Here is a 17,836-nt window from a genome sequence, read left to right on the forward strand (position 1 = left end):
AGAGTCTAGTTCTGCTTCCTGCGTTTATTTACTTTTGGGTGAATTCAGCAGCAAGTAACTCTGCGATTTGTGCAGTATTTAACGCTGCGCCCTTGCGCAAATTATCGCCACATACAAAGAGGTCAATTGACTTTGGGTTATCCAATGACTGACGGACACGGCCAACCCAGGTCGGATCAGTTCCCACTACATCAGCAGGTGTTGGAAATTGCATCTTCTCTGGATTGTCATAGAGAAATACTCCCTCCGCCTTTTTTAGAGCCGATTGAGCTGCTTTGCGTGTGACAACCTTGGAAAAGGTGGCATGGACTGTAAGTGAGTGAGTAGTAATAACAGGAACGCGCACGCAGGTTGCAGCCACTTTAAGTTTTGGCATACCAAGAATCTTTCGTGACTCGTTGCGAACTTTAAGTTCCTCGGATGAATATCCAGCTTCTTTAAGAGAACCGGCCCATGGAACAACGTTCATGGCAAGCGGTGCTGGAAATGGTCCTAAATCAGTAATGGTGCCACGAAGATCTTCGGTTACTGATCCAAGATTCTTACCAGCAACCTTTGAAATCTGATCGTGCAGTGCATCGATTCCAGGTTGCCCAGCACCCGATGCTGCCTGATAGGAAGAGACTACAAGTTCTTTCAAGCCGAACTTCTTATCAAGTGCGCCCATGGCAACAATCATGGAAAGTGTTGTGCAATTCGGATTAGAGATAATTCCCTTTGGACGCTTCTTTACTTCCTTCGGATTAACTTCTGGAACTACGAGTGGAACTTTCTTATCCATGCGAAATGCCCCGGAGTTATCAACGACAACAGCTCCGCGCTTTGCGGCAATTGGTGCCCACTCGGCAGAGATTTCATCTGGAACATCGAACATGGCAATATCAATACCATCAAAGGCTTCTGGTGAGAGTGCCACAACTGTGAGTTCTTCACCGCGACACATCAATTTCTTGCCGGCACTGCGAGCAGATGCAATCAGGCGAATTTCACCGTAAACATTTTTACGCTTGCTCAAGATATCGAGCATGACTGTGCCGACCGCACCCGTTGCTCCGACAACTGCTAATGAAGGAAGTTTCTTTGCTGACTTAGCTTTTTTGATTGTCATCGACCTGTTCCTCCGTATACAACTGCTTCGATCTGATCGGCATCGAGTCCAAATGCGGTGTGGGCAGCCTTTGCCGCGCGCTCAAGGTCTGCCTGACGAACGATGACCGAGATGCGAATTTCAGAGGTAGAAATCATTTCAATATTGACTCCGGCATCAGCCATGGCCGCGAAGAATGTGGCTGTCACACCTGGATGTGAACGCATTCCTGCTCCCACAAGTGAGAGTTTGCCGATTGTGTCATCGTAAATAATTGAGGCAAATCCGACTTCGCCTTGAATGCGTTGCAATACAGTCGTTGCCTTCTGTCCTTCAGTCTTTGAGACGGTAAAGGAAATATCTGTCAGACCAGTAGCGGCGGCAGAAACATTCTGAACAATCATGTCAACGTTAATGTCGTTATCGGCAACGGCTTGGAAGATGCGGGCAGCAACACCGGTGCGGTCAGGCACGCCCACGATTGTGACTTTAGCTTCTGACTTATCGTGCGCTACGCCAGAGATGATTGCTTGCTCCATGGTGCCTCCATCCGGATGGTTTTCAACCACCCATGTTCCTTCGTTAGGTGAAAATGATGATCGGACGTGAATCGGTAAATTAAATCGGCGGGCGTATTCAACACAACGCAAATGCAGAACTTTCGCACCAGCTGCAGCAAGTTCTAACATCTCTTCATATGTAACAGTCTTTAACTTACGCGCAGCTGGAACAACTCGAGGATCAGCTGAAAAGACGCCATCGACATCTGTGAAAATCTCACAGACATCTGCTTCCAGGGCAGCGGCGAGCGCCACCGCAGTTGTATCGGACCCACCACGACCTAAAGTTGTAATGTCTTTTGTATCTTGGGAAATTCCTTGGAAGCCAGCCACAATTGCAATAGCCCCACCATCGATAGCTTCCCGAATCCGACCCGGTGTCACATCAATGATGCGCGCTTTGCCATGAACTGAATCTGTAATCACACCAGCTTGTGATCCAGTAAAGGAAAGTGCTTCAAAGCCAAGATTGTTAATTGCCATCGCAAGCACGGCCATTGAAATGCGCTCACCGGCGGTGAGCAACATATCCAGCTCGCGCCCCTTCGGAATCGGAGTGACGGCATTGGCCAGTTCGATGAGTTCATCAGTGGTATCGCCCATGGCGCTGACTACTACGACAACCTGATTGCCCGCCTTTTTAGTCGCCACAATGCGGGCAGCCACGCGCTTCATGCCCTCGGCATCAGCTACAGAGGAGCCACCAAATTTCTGAACAATCAGACCCATGGCTTAAGTGTGAAGCAGGAGAAAAAATGACGCCACCCAATTATCTAAAAATCTTACTATGTGAGATGCTCCAGCGCCCAGATAATGAGACTAAAGGTTGGTACGGCCCTCAAATGCACGACCGAGCGTGACTTCATCTGCATATTCCAGATCTCCGCCCACAGGCAAACCGGATGCAAGGCGGGAGACGTTGATGCCCATCGGCTTAATCAGGCGAGCCAGGTAGGTGGCGGTGGCTTCACCTTCCAGGTTGGGATCTGTGGCCAAAATAATTTCGGTAATCGATGAGTCAGAAAGCCGCTGCATTAACTCCCGGATGCGCAGTTGGTCTGGGCCAATTCCATCAATGGGACTTATGGCGCCACCAAGCACATGGTATTTCCCACGGAATTCGCGCGTGCGCTCGATTGCAATCACATCTTTACTTTCTTCAACGACACAAATCTTTGTTCCATCACGTCGTGGGTCACGGCAAATTCGGCACTCGGTCTCCTCTGACACGTTGCCACACTGCGTGCAGAACTTAACCCGCTCTTTCACCGTGCGAACTGCCTCAACTAAGTTAGCTGCTACTTCAGAATCTGCTTGCAAGATATGAAATGCAATACGTTGGGCGCTCTTGGGTCCAATTCCTGGCAGCCGACCTAGCGCATCAATGAGGTCTTGAATCGCTCCTTCATACATTCCGGTTGACATTATTCGTGGTTCGTTTCGCTAATGACAGTGGCACCAAGTTCAGAGACTAGTAAAGCTGCACCCGATAGTTGAGTCTTATCTGTTGGAGCCTCTGATGTTCGCACCGCACGTGATTCTGGTGTTGATGTTATATCAATACTTGGATCAACTGTAACTTCAATCTTGCGATCAAGGCCAACAACTTCAATAAATGCCTGGCGCAGAATCTCATCTGATTCGCTGCGCACAAATGAATCACGAGCACCCGAGTTAACGATTCCGATAGTGATGTTTTTATCATCCACACCAAGAATCTGTGCACTAGCTGATAACAGTGACCAGGTGAGGCGGCGGCGCTTCTTCACATTTTCAATCACATCAGGCCACAACCTTCGCAGCCCTGCCACATCAATGGAATCAATCTGAGCTTTTGCAGGCGCAGCAGCTTCCTTCTTTGCATTACTTTCTTCAGCCACAACTTCGACGGCAGCAACTTCTTTTACTGGCTTAACAGGGGCTTCCCGTTTTGCTTCAGCAGTTGCCGCACTTACATAATCGGCTCTATCAACGGCTCGAGGCTGTGGGGCAATACTTTCAACGCGCTCCAGCCGTTCAATGCGAGCGAGAAGTCCTGATTCACCGGCATCGCCCATAGGGAGCAAGATGCGCCCGCAGATGAGTTCGAGAATAAGACGCGGCGCTGTAGCCCCACGCATTTGGGTAAGCCCCTCTGCTGCAATATCTGCAGCACGCGAAAGTGATGCTTGTCCAATGTTCTGTGCCTGCCCACGCATCCGTTCGAGCTGATCATCAGGAAGTTCGCGCAAGATGCTGTTGGCATTAGTTGCGTCCAGTGCGTCAACAATCATGAGATCGCGCAGACGATCGAGTAAATCCTGAGTGAAGCGACGTGGGTCATGTCCTGATTCAATAACCCGGTCCACTGTCTTAAATAGCGTTGCACCATCGCGGGCAGCGATGGCATCCATCGCATCATCAAGGAGCGCGCCATCAGTAAATCCAAGAAGTTGAATTGCGATGTCGTAACTCACTCCATCTTTGCCAGCACCGGCAAGGAGTTGGCCAAGGACAGATAAGGCATCTCGAACTGAGCCACCGGAGGCACGAACTACAAGTGGCAGAACACCCTTTGCAACTTGCACACCTTCAGATTGGCAGATGCTTTCAAGATGTGTGGTCAGAGTTCCTGGCGGTACTAAACGAAATGGGTAGTGGTGGGTACGTGAGCGAATTGTTGAAATCAACTTCTCTGGCTCCGTTGTGGCAAAGATGAAAATTACGTGGGGAGGTGGTTCTTCCACAACTTTGAGTAGTGCATTTGAAGCACCTGGCCCTAGCTGGTGGGCCTCATCAATAATATAAATCTTGTACTTACTTTGCACTGGCGCAAAGAATGCTTTATCGCGAAGATCGCGCGCATCATCGACAAGTCCATGTGTTGCCGCATCCAGTTCAATCACATCGATAGAGCCAGGACCATTTGCTACTAGATCTTTACATGATTGGCAGAGGCCACATGGATTCGGTGTGGGTCCTTTTTCGCAGTTCAGTGAGCGCGCCATAATGCGAGCGCTAGAAGTTTTTCCGCAACCACGAGGTCCACTAAAGAGATATGCGTGATGAGTTTTTCCTGATTCCAGCGCGTTTGAAAGCGGAACAGTGACATGTTCTTGGCCAATGACATCTGCAAATACAGAGGGGCGATACTTTCGATATAACGCTAACGACATCTTCTTCTACTCTCGTGAAGGTCGCAATTCAATTCACTTCTAATTGGCTGCGAGCTGATTAACTTCTGACTGCATTTATTGATTTGGGACCTCCGGTGCACCCGTCAGAGCGTACCTACCCTTGCTGTATTCCTACCCTGGGGGAGTTCGGCACGGTGGCGTCGCACCGGAGATCTGGACCAATCTTAAGTGTCAGAGCACTCAGTTGGACACCGATACCCTTAGCCGGTCGGACTTACGGGCTTCATTGAAGCAGGTGGGTATGACTCAGGAGGATTCGCATAGCGGCCGAGTGCGCACGCTTGGAAAGCGTGTATAGGGCAACCTATCGAGGGTTCAAATCCCTCATCCTCCGCGCTCACATTGAGAATTACCCTGCTCAAAATTCATTTAACATCTTAGACTTCTGCTATGAACAAGCATCTCACCACGGGGTCCCTATTGGGTCTACTTCTTTCGGTGATTACACCATATCAATCTCATGCGGCAAATGTAATTAACTCAGTGAGCATTGATAAGAAGAATTCTTATAGTGTAGGAGAGACTGTTTATTGGGATGTTGACGCATCCTGCACTAGTGGCGCAATTAATCAGCTTTACGTCTCCTTTACCGATCCCACCGGTATCTATCAGATAGCAAATACCCCCGGAATTAATGGCAAAGTTTCGGGTAAAACTACTCCAAAAGGGCCTTTTAAAATTCCGCTGAAGATTACCGCTGAAGCATCTCCTGGTAAGTACACGGTCCAAGGTGTGAGCTTGAATTGCATGAATGGTCAAAGTCAAACCTCTTGGACTGACAATTTGGATTCAATTTCTTTTACCGTGTTGCCTGATGGATTAACACCTGCAGTTACGCAACCTCAGTTAGAAAAAATTGAAATGACAACTCCGGCCGACCGAAAAGTTGGAGATAAAATTTCTATTCGTGTAATTGCTAGCAACTCTGGCAAAATAAATACAATTTGGGTCTTCTTGCGAAACCAACAGGAGGGAATTGAGGTCTATAAGCTTTTATCTAAGTATGACTCGAGTATTAGTGGGCCTGATACAAAAAGAATTGATAGCACATTTGATTTTGAAGTCGGCTCCGATTGGCCAGCTGGAACGTGGACTGTTTCAAAAGTAGAAATTTCCGGATACGCAGGGATAGATTTATCCTCTCCCTGGGGAACGGATCCAAATCCAACTAACTCGACTGCAGTATTCAATCGCCTAGTTTCTATAGCGAACATGCCCGGACAAAATACTTTTGGGCAACCAGCTTCCGGAGCAGTACAACAAGCTGATATCTCAGTGATCAAGATAAATGTATCGAATGATTCTGCTGTTGCCATGGCCGCGCCTGAAATTTCAAATGTAAAGGTATCAACGTCTGTTATCAAGGCAGGAGATAGCTTTGATATGACGATGGATATTGATGGAAAGGGAGCAAATATCACTCAAGTATTTGGAAGTTGGGCTGATAAAGCGACCTACAACAAAGGCGGGGCTTCGTGTTACGTAAAGGATCTCGGAACTACGCCGTTTGTGAACCAAATGATAGGCGTGACGGTGACGTGTAAGAGCACTAGAACCTCCGAACCTGGGGTTTATCTAATGCGTCAATTGTCAGTTTACACCACTTCGTGTTCAGGAACTATCAGAGATATAAGTTCTGGCGATAATCAAGATTGCCAGTCACAGCCCAAGCAGAGGAGAACAGATTATTTAAATGCCTATGGTTCAAGTTCAGTCAATTCAACTCCCGTCTCTAAAGTAAAAATGGTAAATCCTCTACAAAGCCTTGCCACTTTGACTATTGAAGCACCTGGAACCTTAACTCGCCCCGGATTACAAAGTACGACTACTACAGATTCTCAAATCGTATTTAAATTTAATCTTGATTACGATCTCACTTGTACATATTCTGCAAACGCAGGCGTCGTGAGATCAGATGGAATAAAAGGTGATGGCTCTGTCACCGTTTCTAAGGTGAAACCTGTAACGGAAGTTAAACTCTCTGGTTCTTGCCGCTCTTCAGATGGACAATCAATAAGCTTTGTTGACATAGCTAAGACCAGCCTTCCAAAACCACCCATTCTTCCAATTGCAGTAAATACTGATGCTGATTTGGATTCAGTCAAGATTACTTTCGATGAACTCAATGCTGATGGATATTCCTACGATGTCAGTGCTTCAGCGGGTGATGTATTGGTTCTTGGAGATGATGTTGAAATTTCAGATCTTAATCCTGATCAAAGCGTGGATGTAACTATCAAAATTACCGATGCCTTTGGTCAAATTTCGGAGGGAGTGGTAACCACAGTTAAGTCAGCCGCGCCACCACTATTAGTCAAGCCAAGAGTAAGTCTGGTCAAGTCAACAAAAGGAAACTATATTTTTAGTTTTACTAAACTACCAAAAGTAAAGTATCAAATAGTTGTCGTTAACTGTGTTGCAAAAATCGACGGCGAGCAAATTCAAATTACAAATTTAGTTAAGAAGAAATCTGCTTCGGCAACGCTTGTGGCTTCGGATTCTTTCAATCAATCGATATCAAATAAATTCTTTCAATACAAAAGTAGATGAGCTGATACTCTCTAATTTCGTTCGCAAGTCAAAGATAGTGACGCTTTTTCAATAATCTTTCCAATTATCGCTACAAGTGGTGCGGTTCCAGTCGCCTTATTTGCTGAAAGAGTAAACGGGGAATTACCCAGGTTGAAGAGGATAACTCCCTCATCCTCCGCCAGATTTGCCAGAGGTATCTCGCACAGATTATGAGGCGATAGTGAAAACTGTTGGCAGCGTGAGATGTTTATTAGACATCAAGCTTGAATACCCGCACTCGTCGCAGAGAACCATGGGTCCTTTTTCTGCATTCATAACAAGTTCGAGGTCTTGCGAACGGCACAAGAAACACTCTGGTAGATCATTAATTTGTGACACAGCAACCCCTTCTTTAGCAAGTAATCGGCTGGGGAAGCGCTTTAATTCTCCGCCTGATGACACGGGTACTCAGCGGCTAATAGTGAATGTCAGGTAAATAATGGGAGAAGATTTACTTGATTGCCGCAATCTGACGATGTAGTTCATCCCGCACATATTCGAGTTCTCGCACTACATACTCGGTGATATCCCCGGTCTTCAAATGTTCTGGAAGAACATCCCATGTGTAGGTTTCAATCTCAAGATGCGTTGACAGTGGAGTTCGAGCATGAATGCGAAGAGCATCATCGATTCCAGAACGTGTGGTCTGGAACGGACCTAAATCCTGCAAGAAAACTGGGACGTGGAAATGGGTGCGCCATTCGCGTGGTCCAGGATCACTTTCCCAGGCAGCAATAGCATCTTCAAGGTTGAGGTAGCGAGTGATTACGCCATTGCGAAGTTCGGTTGTTTGCGAGAGGTAAATAGTTCCGGTGTACTTCTTTAGCTCCGTAACGATTTCAGCATCTACCTGATCTACGCGCAGTGCTGCTGCTTCTTGCAATTTAAAGATTGGTATTCCGGCCTGTGAGAGTTGGTCGATATCGTCAGCAATGCTCTCAAAGGCAACTGATTGGTGGCAAATATCTAGTACTACACCGAGGTATCGGCGAGTGGCCCCGAAAACTTCTGAGAGCGGTTCCCCTGAAAGCTTTGCAATTCTCTCTGCGGCAGCCAATGAGTAGATCTTCTCGTTAAACCACTGAACTGTTTCCGGAATAGTCTCAAGAAAACAGTACGGCTCAGGCTCAACCGCTAGTTTGATTCGGCGGCCAGTTTTTTTCTCAAGATTCATCAAATGGGCGATGACCCGATAGATATTCTCATTGAAATTTGCCAGAAATTCTGGTGTGTTTGCTTTGGGACGATAAGCAAGTGGCGCTGTTTGAATAGTTGGTTCTACCGGCTGGTTTGTAACCTCTGCCAAGATGTCGGCAATATGCATGGTGTATTTGGTGCGCGCTTCGGTTGTCCAATCAGGTTCGTAGACTCGCTCCTTAACAATCTCGCCCTTAAAGGGTCCATAGGGAAAGGCGTTTACTGTGAAGATGTAAAGATTGTTATCTTCCAGGAATTTCTTTAACCAGGTGCGCTCTTCCGGCTTTGCCAACAATTCCTCTACTGAGGCATTTGCTAAACGAAGTGATACACCCATGGGTGCATCGGGATTAAATCTTTTCTTCACTTCTGGCACGTATGTCACCAGGGAATTTTTCATCTCTGGCCAGGTATCACCCGGATGAACGAGAGTGGAATACGTTAAATGTCCGTAGCCATTTCCAAGATCCACCTCTACTTACCGTTGCCAATATGATTGAAGGTAGATGTATTTAGATGAGATTGTGAATCACGAGTGGTGTTTAAATAACCACCAGTTGTGAAGTAACGCTGGCCTGCGACCAAGAGCTCTTCTGCTGGGAATTTAGTGATTACTTCACATCCAGTAGCAGTCACAATAATCTCTTCTTCAATACGGGCAGCGCCCCAGCCATCTTTTGCAGGCCAATATGTTTCAAGGGCAAAAACCATGCCTTCTTCCAGGGTTTCTGGGTGCTCAAAGGAGATCATGCGACTAAATATTGGGCGCTCCCAAATGGATAGACCAAGTCCGTGGCCATATTGAAGAGCGAATGCTGCCTCTTCATTAGCAAAGCCAAACTCTTCCGCTTTAGGCCAGACTGCGACGATATCTGCAGTTGTAGCACCAGGCTTCACCAGGGCAATTGCCTTATCCATGTACTCGCGACAGATTGTGTAAGCATCGCGCTGGGCCGGTGATGCGGAACCAACGGCAAAGGTGCGGTAGTAACAGGTGCGATATCCATTGTATGAATGGAGAATGTCGAAGAAGGCCGGATCTCCAGGGCGAATGATGCGATCAGAGAAAACATGTGGGTGCGGTGAGCAACGCTCGCCAGAAATTGCGTTAACGCCTTCTACAAGCTCAGAACCTAAATCGTAGAGAGTCTTTGCAACGAGTCCCACAGCTTCGTTCTCGCGAACTCCTGGGCGCAGGAATGAGTACAAATCTTCATATGCCTTATCAACCATTGAGGCAGCAGTAGTGAGCAAAGTAATTTCATCTACCGTCTTAATGCGACGAGCAGCTAGGAATATCTGTTGTCCGTCTACAACTTGGATTCCTTTAGCTTGAAGTGCGAAAAGAACAGGTGGTTCAACAATATCGACACCGAGAGGTTCTTTCTCTAAACCATAAATTTTTAGGACTTCATAGATCTTGTCAGCAACTTTCTCTGCTTGTCCCGCACTCGGTGAGATTGCACCGCGAAGAGTAGATAAACCTGCGCGTGAACCCAAGATAGGGCCGGCATCGTGATGAGGTGCGTGACCATTTGCACTTGCATCTGCATGAGCTTTATCTAGCCAAGGTGCTTGAAGTGTGTGGTGCTTGGCCGCTGAACCAAAATCCCAGAGAATTGCTTCTCCGCCGCGAGGCAAGATAGAGAAACGAATCATCTTGTCGATGCCCCAGGTGCCAATGTGGGTGGAGGTCATGTAACGAATATTGTTAAAATCAAAAGTCAGGAGCGCACCTAAACTGGAGCCGTCCAGCTCAGCCTTAAGACGTGCTAGACGCTGTGTGCGTAAGCGTTCGTAATCAACTCGGTTTTCCCAATCGACTCCATTGGTTCCGTAAGTTGCGATAGCCATTGTTCACTCCTGTGGGCTCGTTCTGGCGCTGTTATCGCCAGATGTTCTCTCCTAGTTAACACCAGCAAAACAGGGGTGTCAAGGTTTTTTACAGACCCCATTCGGGTCTTAGAGCCTTAATTCGGGTCAGGAATGGGCGATGTCACAGCCATGGACAAACCAGATTCCACGAAACTGCGTATTGCTGGTATTTCTAAAACGGTGTGGGATGGAGGAATCAAATCCCATGGAGTGACCGGCAGAGAGTTGCAGGACGAGATCACCAATGGTCACTTCAAGCTCGCCCACAAGTGCGTATCCGTATTCAAAACCATTATGGAAAATCATTTCACCAGATTTATTTGTCTCCGCACCCGGTTCATAGACAATTTCCATAAAGTTAACGGACTCCTCCGCTGTTGCGGCAAGACGTTCCCATGTGACGCCCGAGTCCATTGTGATGATACTGCGATTATTAGGATTTACCGCTGAAATTCGGGCTCTTGAGCTATCCCATGCATCGGTTGGATGATCAAAATTATTTCGATTAACATCAAGGTCATACGCCTTTGTAGGTGGTGCAACAGGATCGCCAGCACTCTCAAAGAGCACATCGACTGGCACACTTAAAAGTTTTGCTAACGCATAGAGAGTTGCCACCGATGGTTGCGATTTACCATTTTCAATTTGGGAAACAAATGAAGGAGAGACATTGAGTTGGCGCGCAATCTCGCGAAGAGAAAGTCCGGTCTTCATTCGAATCTCTTTTAATCGAGGTCCAAGGTAGGCAATCGGGTCAGTCATAACCTTCTCTCCCAGTGCATAGTCAGAGCAGAGCGCCCCCGTGGATGCCAGAAACCTACTGCGGAGTAGGTCCCTTGTTAGGCCCGCACTTAGTATAAAAGTGTTTAGAGAGGCTGTACACCCCCCAATTCTGGGCGTATATTTCTTGGTAATCGTTTGCCGATGCTGAACAGGGGAAGATTTGATGAAAATGAACTACGTCCACCACGTTGGACTCGTATGTACCGATCTCGACCGTTCGATTTATTTCTATCACGACATCTTAGGTTTCCAATTCCAAAATGAACCCACCGGTTGGTTTGAAGGACCAGAGCTGGAAAAAGGTGTGGGGGTCCCCGGAGCAAAACTTCGCCAGGTCTCTCTTTGGGTTGATAAGACCACCACTTTTGAACTTATTGAATATGCAGATCGTGCTGATACTGATGGTAAGCCGGTACCCAACAATCGACTTGGAGCCGCTCACGTCTGTTTTCACGTAGATGATATTCACGCGACAAAGGCAGAGTTGGAATCTAAAGGCGTAAAGTTTTACACCGATGTCAACGTAGTGGATTCAGGTCCGCTGGCCGGTTGGCGCTGGTGCTACTTCAGCGATCCAGATGGATTGGCGCTGGAGCTCATTCAATGGGATTACTACGACAAAGAGCAACACGAGGCTGCGAGCCGGGAATATCTAAAAAACCGTCCTGCACTGAGCACCCTGAAGCCGCTCTTTCCAAAATAAATGTAGCTGTTCATTAAAAAGCCCCCAGATTACCTGGGGGCTTTTTAATGTCTTACTTCTATCATATTACTTCTTTACTTTGACCAGAACTTTCATCTGATCACCCTTAGGATCAATCAGAACATCAAATCCCTTGGTTACTACATCATCAATGCCGATGACAGCTGAAATCATCTTTTCAATCGGGTATTTACCTGTTGCGGCAAGGCGAATAACTCGTGGCCAATCGGTAAGCAAGTAGCACCAAGAGCCAATGTATGAAATATCTTTTTCAGATAACTTCATGGCATCAATGGTTGCTGGCTTTGTGTGCAAACCAGTTTGAACAATTCTTCCGCTGCGACGCACACTATTCATGCACCCGGTGAGTCCACCAGTGCTACCTGATGCTTCCACTGCCATATCCACGCCACGGCCTTCAGTGAGTTCAGCAATTGTGGCTGCAAATGAGTCATCCATCGGATTTAGAACTGGACCTAAATCTAGAGCCTTTGCAAAGGCTGCCCGGTGTGGGTTTGGCTCGGCAATAATGACTTGTGATGCTCCAATTGCATTGGCATAGAGCGCAGAAAGTGCGCCGATCGGACCAGCGCCGGTAACAAGAATGATGTCTCCACCAGTAACTCCTGCGCGATCGACACCATAAGCGGCAACGGCAGCTGGTTCTACAACTGCACCAGCTTGATCGGAGATTGAATCAGGAAGTTTGGCAACTTGGTACTCCTTAAGGATTGCAATTTCTCCAAGACCACCCGTAGGTGCCGAAAGCCCTGTGCAAGCAAAGAGTTCACAGAGATGGCCGCGACCAGTACGACAGGGAATGCATCGACCGCAGACAATGGCCGGCATAATTGCTACGCGATCTCCTACTTTGACATCGCGAACATCTTTTCCAATCTCAATAACGCGCGCTGAGAACTCATGTCCAAGAATTTGCGGATTGGTTACACCAGTGAGTGGATGTGGCTTTGTCGGAGTAACGATTGCGCCCACAACGTACTCGTGAAGATCTGTTCCACAAATACCGCAGTAGAGAACTTCTACCGCTACTTCATCTGCAAGTGGGGCTCCTGGAGCAGCAACTTCTTCAATACGAATATCTTTCTGACCATGAAAACGTGCTGCCTTCATTTCTTTCCTCCGGATCGAGTGAGTGTGTATGAAATTGCTGCGAAAACAATAAGTAACCCTTGGAAGAGATACTGATAACTTTGAGTGAGATCGAGAATAACGCATGCATTGAGAACTTGAATCATGAGAACTGAACCAAGCAAGCTTCCAATGAATGAACCACGGCCGCCGAGAAGACTGGTGCCACCAAGAACTACTGCGGTGATGGATTGAAGAGTGTAAGAAGTGCCTTGAGCAGGATCGCCCAGACCAATCAATCCCATAATGATGACTGCGCCCAGACCAGCAAAAACAGCTGAGGCGATATATGCACCAATAATGGTGCGATTGATATTGACACCAAGGCGGCGTGCAGACTCTTCATTCGAACCTGAAGCGCGCAAACGCACTCCCCAGTTGGTTCGACGCAATAGAAGTTCGAAAATGATTGCGGCAATCACCAAAATAATAAATGTGTATGGAACTGGACCAATCTTTAAGAGCAGGAGATCGGTAAAGGTGGCATTGAAATAGCCACCAGGTGATGGACGCAGCAGGAAGCCGATTCCAATGAGAGCGATATAGACCGTCAGAGTTCCAGCAACAGGAGTGAATTTTGCGAAGCGAATAAGGGCTCCGTTAATAACTCCAATGAGTACCGCAAAGACGAAGATAAGAACAAACCCAAGGATGATGATGAAGAGAGATTTCTTATCATTAATAAAGAATGAGCCGATGACCAGTAAGACTCCGGATGCCGGCCCAACAGAGAGATCGATACCTCCTGTCATTAAAACAATGGTTTGACCTAAGGCGATGAAACCCAGACCGGTGGCTAAGCCAAGAACAGCATTGATGTTGTAAGAGCCGAAGTACATATCATTCTTTGAATAGATGAACATCGCAAGGAGTGCGATCATTGCCATCAGTACTGACGGAGGTAAAAAGTCAGAACGAAGGATTCTGCGTCGGCGAAGCTGCTTCTCGGTAACAAGATTCTCTTCTGCAGTTTTTAGCTTTGTCGAGCTAATAGCAGCGGCGACCATCTTGGACTCGGTGATGTCACTGCCTTCTAGCGTGCTAACAATGTGTCCGCGGGACATGACATAAACTCGATCGCAGAGGCCTTCTAACTCTTTTGTATCGGAAGAGTTAACAATCACTGGGATACCACCTTCGGCGGTTTCACGAAGGATTTTATAAATTTCTGCACGGGCACCAACATCTACACCCTGCGTAGGCTCATCAGCGATAATCAAAATAGGGTCAGAGAGAAGAGACCTGGACATAACAATCTTCTGCTGATTTCCACCAGAAAGTGCTGAAACATCAGCATCCATAGATGGGGCCTTCACATCAATGGACTTAAGTGATGCGTGAACAGTGCTTGTCTCTTTCTTGCGACTAACAAAGATTCCAGAAGTTAACTTATTGAGCGCATTAACTGCCGCATTTTCACGCACAGAAAGACTCATCATGAGGCCCTCGCCGTGACGATCTGAAGGCAAATATGCAGCCTTATTGAGAAGTTGCTTGGCCGCTGTCGGCTCTCCATTAATTTCGATAGTTCCAGAGAACTTATCTAGGCCGGCGATAGCGCGAAGAAGTTGACTCTGACCATTGCCGACGACTCCAGCAATTCCAACAATCTCACCTTTATTTGCCGTGAGGGATACGTTTTGGAATTCCGGACCAGAAATATTATCTACTTTGAAGAATTGCTTATCGCTACTGAGCCCACCGTGCTTGGCAGGGAATGTGGATTCCAGTTCTCGCCCAACAATGAGGGTCATGATTTCATCGTCTGAAATATTGGCTATCTCTTTTACTCCACGCCATTTCCCATCGCGAAGAACAGTAACGCGGTCTGCAAGTTCACGAACTTCAGCTAAACGGTGGGTAATGTAAACAACAGATGTACCGGATGCGGCAATCTTCTTAATGCGCTTAAAGAGAATTTCAACTGACTCTTGCCCCAAAGGCGCTGTGGGTTCATCGAGAATAAGAACTTTCGGATTAACAGCAAATGCCTTTGCCAGATCAAGCAGGTGTTGTTGGGCAATGGATAGATTCTCAACGCGGTCCTTGATGCTAACTGTAAATCCAAAATCATCCAACATCTTGCGCATAGTGGCAGCCGGTGAGCCCTCGGCAAGGAGGAATTTTTCGGGAACTGAAATTTTGATATTTTCTTCAATAGAGAGATCCGGCAGTACCGCCGGGTGCTGGTGCACAATCGCAAGTCCGAGTTCGGTCGCTTGATGCGGAGTGAGAGAGGAAATAACCTCACCACTTATTTCAATGGTGCCCGAATCTGGTTGGAGAGTTCCGGAAGCGACATTCATAAGCGTGGACTTACCGGCGCCATTTTCACCTAGTAGAGCGTGAATTTCTCCGGCGCGCACCTCAAGTGTTACATCCTGGAGCGCCGGGACTCCGGCGAAACTCTTGGAAATGTTCGACAGGATTAAAGAGGAGCGTGACACTTTTCCACCTTTTCTACATTGACTAAAACTGGAGACTACATTGGAAAATCAGATTGGCTACTTTACGTAGCCAATCTGATTCTATTTCCTAATTACTGCAGTGCTTAGTTGGTCTTCAACTTAGCTTGTGCGTCACCTGACATCTTTGCAGATAGGTAAACGTCACCTGGCAGATCTGTACGGCATTGAACCTTTGAAGGCTTTCCTGAAATGGAATCTTCGAACAAGGTAGATGGATAAGCCTTATCTTTAGGCTTCTTTCCACCTGTAGCTAGAGCAACTGCCCACTGTGTTGCAAGGCGTGAGTGATCGTTCTGAGTTGAGATAGTCATCATCTTGAAGTCAGGCTGAGTTGCCTTGTTGTCCTCGAAGAAGCAACCTAGAACGTTTCCATCTGAAGTTGCAATTGCAGGAACCTTCCAGCCGGAATCAACAGCAGCCTGTAGAGCTGAAACCATTGATGGACCGAAGTCAGATGTGATTACATCGATCTTTGGATACTTTGCGATTGCAGCAGTCAAGACTTCCTGAGTCTTTCCTGGATCCCAACCGGTAACTTCGAATGGAGCCTCACCGATAAACTTGTACTTTCCAGTTGTACCGAGAACTTGCTCAAGTCCCTTTGACTCATCAGCACCTTGGCTGTTACCAGCTGGTCCTGAGATACGAAGGATGTTTCCACCGTCTGGAAGATTCTTCTTAATCCACTGTCCCCAAAGCTTTCCAGCTAATACGAAGTCAGATCCGATGAAGATGTCGTAATCCTTGCCAGCTGTTCCACCTGGAGCAACACGGTAAGGAACTGTTACAACGCCAGCCTTATAAGCTGAACGTAGAGCAGGAAGCATGGCTTGACCAGCATCTGGGAATACAACAATTGCCTTTACGCCTTTAGCAACCATTCCCTTGATGTCTGAGATTGCCTTGTCGGTCTTTCCTTGACCATCTGCGTAGTAAAGCTTGGTTACGTTAGGACAAAGTTTAACTTCTTCACGAACTGCAGCGGTTGTTACTAGTCGCCATGAGTTTCCACCGAAACCATCAGTGAAGCCCATTGTGATCTTCTTTGGTCCGCACCATGAAGGTAGTGCTGCGTTAGCTGATGAAAGAGCTACAACGCTTGTTGATGCCGCGAGTGCAACAATTGCGAATGCACTCACAGCTAGTGTGGCTCGAGATTTTAAGCGTATCAAGTGATTTCCTTTCCTAGATGTGCGGCATCCATTGACGCACTTTCGACACTCGTGCGAGGTCGAAACTTAAGTTAGATAGGTTGCAGTTCCCTATCTCGTTTCTTGAATGAGAAATTCACAGATTTCCAATTCACTGCATAGAGGGCAATTCCGAGCATGAGAGAGAGTGAGATAACAATCGTGCGCACGCCATAAGGCACACCCAAAGACAGTACGAACATATCGAGTTGCTTTAAAAAGAGTGCTCCGAGGGCAGATGCGGCAGGAAAGCCTCGGCCACCGAGAAGAGAGGTTCCACCAAGTACCACGATGGCTACAGAAGGCAAAACATAATCATCGCCTTGATAGGCAGTTGGTTGAGAGATAACTCCCCCGAGAATTACTCCTGCAGTGCAGTAGAGAAGTTGCGCACACACGTATGCACCAATTTGATAGCGGACAACCTTGAGGCCAGTTGCATATGCCGCGCGTGGATTAGCACCGACAGCTTCAAATCGTCGTCCGAAGACTGTGCGCTTTAACAAAATAGTGACAATTATCGTGGCGATAATTCCGAAATAAACTGAATGGGGTAATCCTAGAATCTTGTCATTGGTAAAATTTGAGAGACGATCGGTAGTGCGACGTGGGCTACCTCCGGAGAGTGCCATCATGACTCCATACAACAAAGCATTAACGCCAAGAGTTGCCACGATGGAATTAAGTTTTGTTTTCGTGATCAGAAATCCATTTATAAGGCCAGTGATAATTGCAGCTATAAAAGCTGCAGCAACTGCCGGAATCAGACGATCGTCGTTGCGATCAGGTCCCCAGGTAACAATGACAACTGTTAACGAGACCGCACCTGCAACAGAGAGATCAATTCCGCCTTGCTGGACAACAAGAGTTTGCCCTAAACCGATAATTGCTAAACATGCAGCAAAGGGAAGCATGCCAAGCTGAGCAATCTTGCTTACGCTTGTTGGGGCAATCAGAGCACTGGCAATATAAAGAAGAATTGTTGCGCCAAGCACCGTCTTCATCCCGCGCGAGATTTGTAAGCGTGCCGAACGCTTCAATTCACGGACTGGCGGATTACTCATGGTCACCTACTAG

13 protein-coding genes, 1 tRNA gene and 1 other RNA gene are annotated in these 17,836 nt (G+C 47.2%); 3 read left to right on the forward strand and 12 right to left on the reverse strand.

All coding sequences use genetic code 11. The annotated features are described in order from the left end of the window. Positions 1 to 28: 28 nt before the first annotated feature. The 5 genes from A1sIIB142_RS06010 to ffs form a co-directional block, all read right to left on the reverse strand. Positions 29 to 1,108 carry an aspartate-semialdehyde dehydrogenase gene (locus A1sIIB142_RS06010; RefSeq protein WP_095694028.1) on the reverse strand — a complete coding sequence of 360 codons (1,080 nt, stop codon included), beginning with the start codon at positions 1,106 to 1,108 and terminating at the stop codon, positions 29 to 31. Next, positions 1,105 to 2,376 (reverse strand): aspartate kinase, encoded by a 1,272-nt coding sequence (locus A1sIIB142_RS06015; protein ID WP_095694029.1) that lies wholly within the window; start codon positions 2,374 to 2,376, stop codon positions 1,105 to 1,107. The genes A1sIIB142_RS06010 and A1sIIB142_RS06015 overlap by 4 nt, the downstream gene beginning before the upstream one ends. A gap of 90 nt (positions 2,377 to 2,466) precedes the next feature. After that, on the reverse strand, positions 2,467 to 3,060 hold the full coding sequence (recR, locus tag A1sIIB142_RS06020) for a recombination mediator RecR (RefSeq protein WP_095675525.1): 594 nt from the start codon (positions 3,058 to 3,060) through the stop codon (positions 2,467 to 2,469). An 11-nt stretch (positions 3,061 to 3,071) separates the two neighbouring features. After that, positions 3,072 to 4,802, reverse strand: a complete 1,731-nt coding sequence (locus A1sIIB142_RS06025) for a DNA polymerase III subunit gamma and tau (protein WP_095694030.1) — start codon at positions 4,800 to 4,802, stop codon at positions 3,072 to 3,074. A gap of 81 nt (positions 4,803 to 4,883) precedes the next feature. After that, positions 4,884 to 4,980: signal recognition particle sRNA small type (gene ffs / locus A1sIIB142_RS06030), an RNA gene on the reverse strand. 92 nt (positions 4,981 to 5,072) lie between these two features. On the opposite strand from ffs, the gene A1sIIB142_RS06035 reads away from it, so the two are divergent. Together A1sIIB142_RS06035 and A1sIIB142_RS06040 are read left to right on the forward strand one after the other, a co-directional pair. Beyond that, positions 5,073 to 5,157 (forward strand) — tRNA-Ser (locus tag A1sIIB142_RS06035). Positions 5,158 to 5,213: 56 nt separating this feature from the next. After that, positions 5,214 to 7,373, forward strand: coding sequence for a hypothetical protein (locus A1sIIB142_RS06040; RefSeq protein ID WP_095694031.1), 2,160 nt, complete (start codon positions 5,214 to 5,216; stop codon positions 7,371 to 7,373). Positions 7,374 to 7,845: 472 nt separating this feature from the next. Here the strand turns inward: A1sIIB142_RS06040 and eboE are convergent, their stop codons facing one another. From eboE to A1sIIB142_RS06055, 3 genes are all read right to left on the reverse strand, one after another. Further along, entirely contained in the window at positions 7,846 to 9,063 is a 1,218-nt protein-coding gene (gene eboE, locus A1sIIB142_RS06045; protein ID WP_190283256.1) for a metabolite traffic protein EboE, read from the reverse strand. A gap of 2 nt (positions 9,064 to 9,065) precedes the next feature. Continuing rightward, entirely contained in the window at positions 9,066 to 10,445 is a 1,380-nt protein-coding gene (locus A1sIIB142_RS06050; protein ID WP_095694032.1) for a M24 family metallopeptidase, read from the reverse strand. Positions 10,446 to 10,571: 126 nt separating this feature from the next. Continuing rightward, the gene (locus tag A1sIIB142_RS06055) at positions 10,572 to 11,228 is read right to left on the reverse strand and encodes a helix-turn-helix domain-containing protein (protein WP_095694033.1); all 657 of its coding nucleotides are present in this window, start codon (positions 11,226 to 11,228) and stop codon (positions 10,572 to 10,574) included. Positions 11,229 to 11,412: 184 nt separating this feature from the next. Between A1sIIB142_RS06055 and A1sIIB142_RS06060 the strand changes: the two genes are divergently transcribed. After that, a complete protein-coding gene (locus A1sIIB142_RS06060; protein WP_095694034.1) occupies positions 11,413 to 11,952 on the forward strand; it encodes a VOC family protein in 540 nt (179 codons plus the stop codon). Positions 11,953 to 12,018: 66 nt separating this feature from the next. On the opposite strand, the gene A1sIIB142_RS06065 is transcribed toward A1sIIB142_RS06060, so the two are convergent. The 4 genes from A1sIIB142_RS06065 to A1sIIB142_RS06080 form a co-directional block, all read right to left on the reverse strand. Beyond that, positions 12,019 to 13,083, reverse strand: coding sequence for an alcohol dehydrogenase catalytic domain-containing protein (locus A1sIIB142_RS06065; RefSeq protein WP_095694035.1), 1,065 nt, complete (start codon positions 13,081 to 13,083; stop codon positions 12,019 to 12,021). Continuing rightward, positions 13,080 to 15,548: an ATP-binding cassette domain-containing protein gene (locus A1sIIB142_RS06070; protein ID WP_095694036.1), complete on the reverse strand. Its 2,469-nt coding sequence runs from the start codon at positions 15,546 to 15,548 to the stop codon at positions 13,080 to 13,082. Before A1sIIB142_RS06070 ends, A1sIIB142_RS06065 begins: the two co-directional genes overlap by 4 nt. A 104-nt stretch (positions 15,549 to 15,652) precedes the next feature. Beyond that, positions 15,653 to 16,708: a substrate-binding domain-containing protein gene (locus A1sIIB142_RS06075; protein WP_223299188.1), complete on the reverse strand. Its 1,056-nt coding sequence runs from the start codon at positions 16,706 to 16,708 to the stop codon at positions 15,653 to 15,655. Between the two features lie 104 nt (positions 16,709 to 16,812). Further along, the gene (locus tag A1sIIB142_RS06080; RefSeq protein WP_223299189.1) at positions 16,813 to 17,823 is read right to left on the reverse strand and encodes an ABC transporter permease; all 1,011 of its coding nucleotides are present in this window, start codon (positions 17,821 to 17,823) and stop codon (positions 16,813 to 16,815) included. Positions 17,824 to 17,836 lie beyond the last annotated feature (13 nt).

This window comes from Candidatus Planktophila versatilis, assembly GCF_002288345.1.
GTDB classification, from domain to species: Bacteria; Actinomycetota; Actinomycetes; order Nanopelagicales; family Nanopelagicaceae; genus Planktophila; species Planktophila versatilis_A.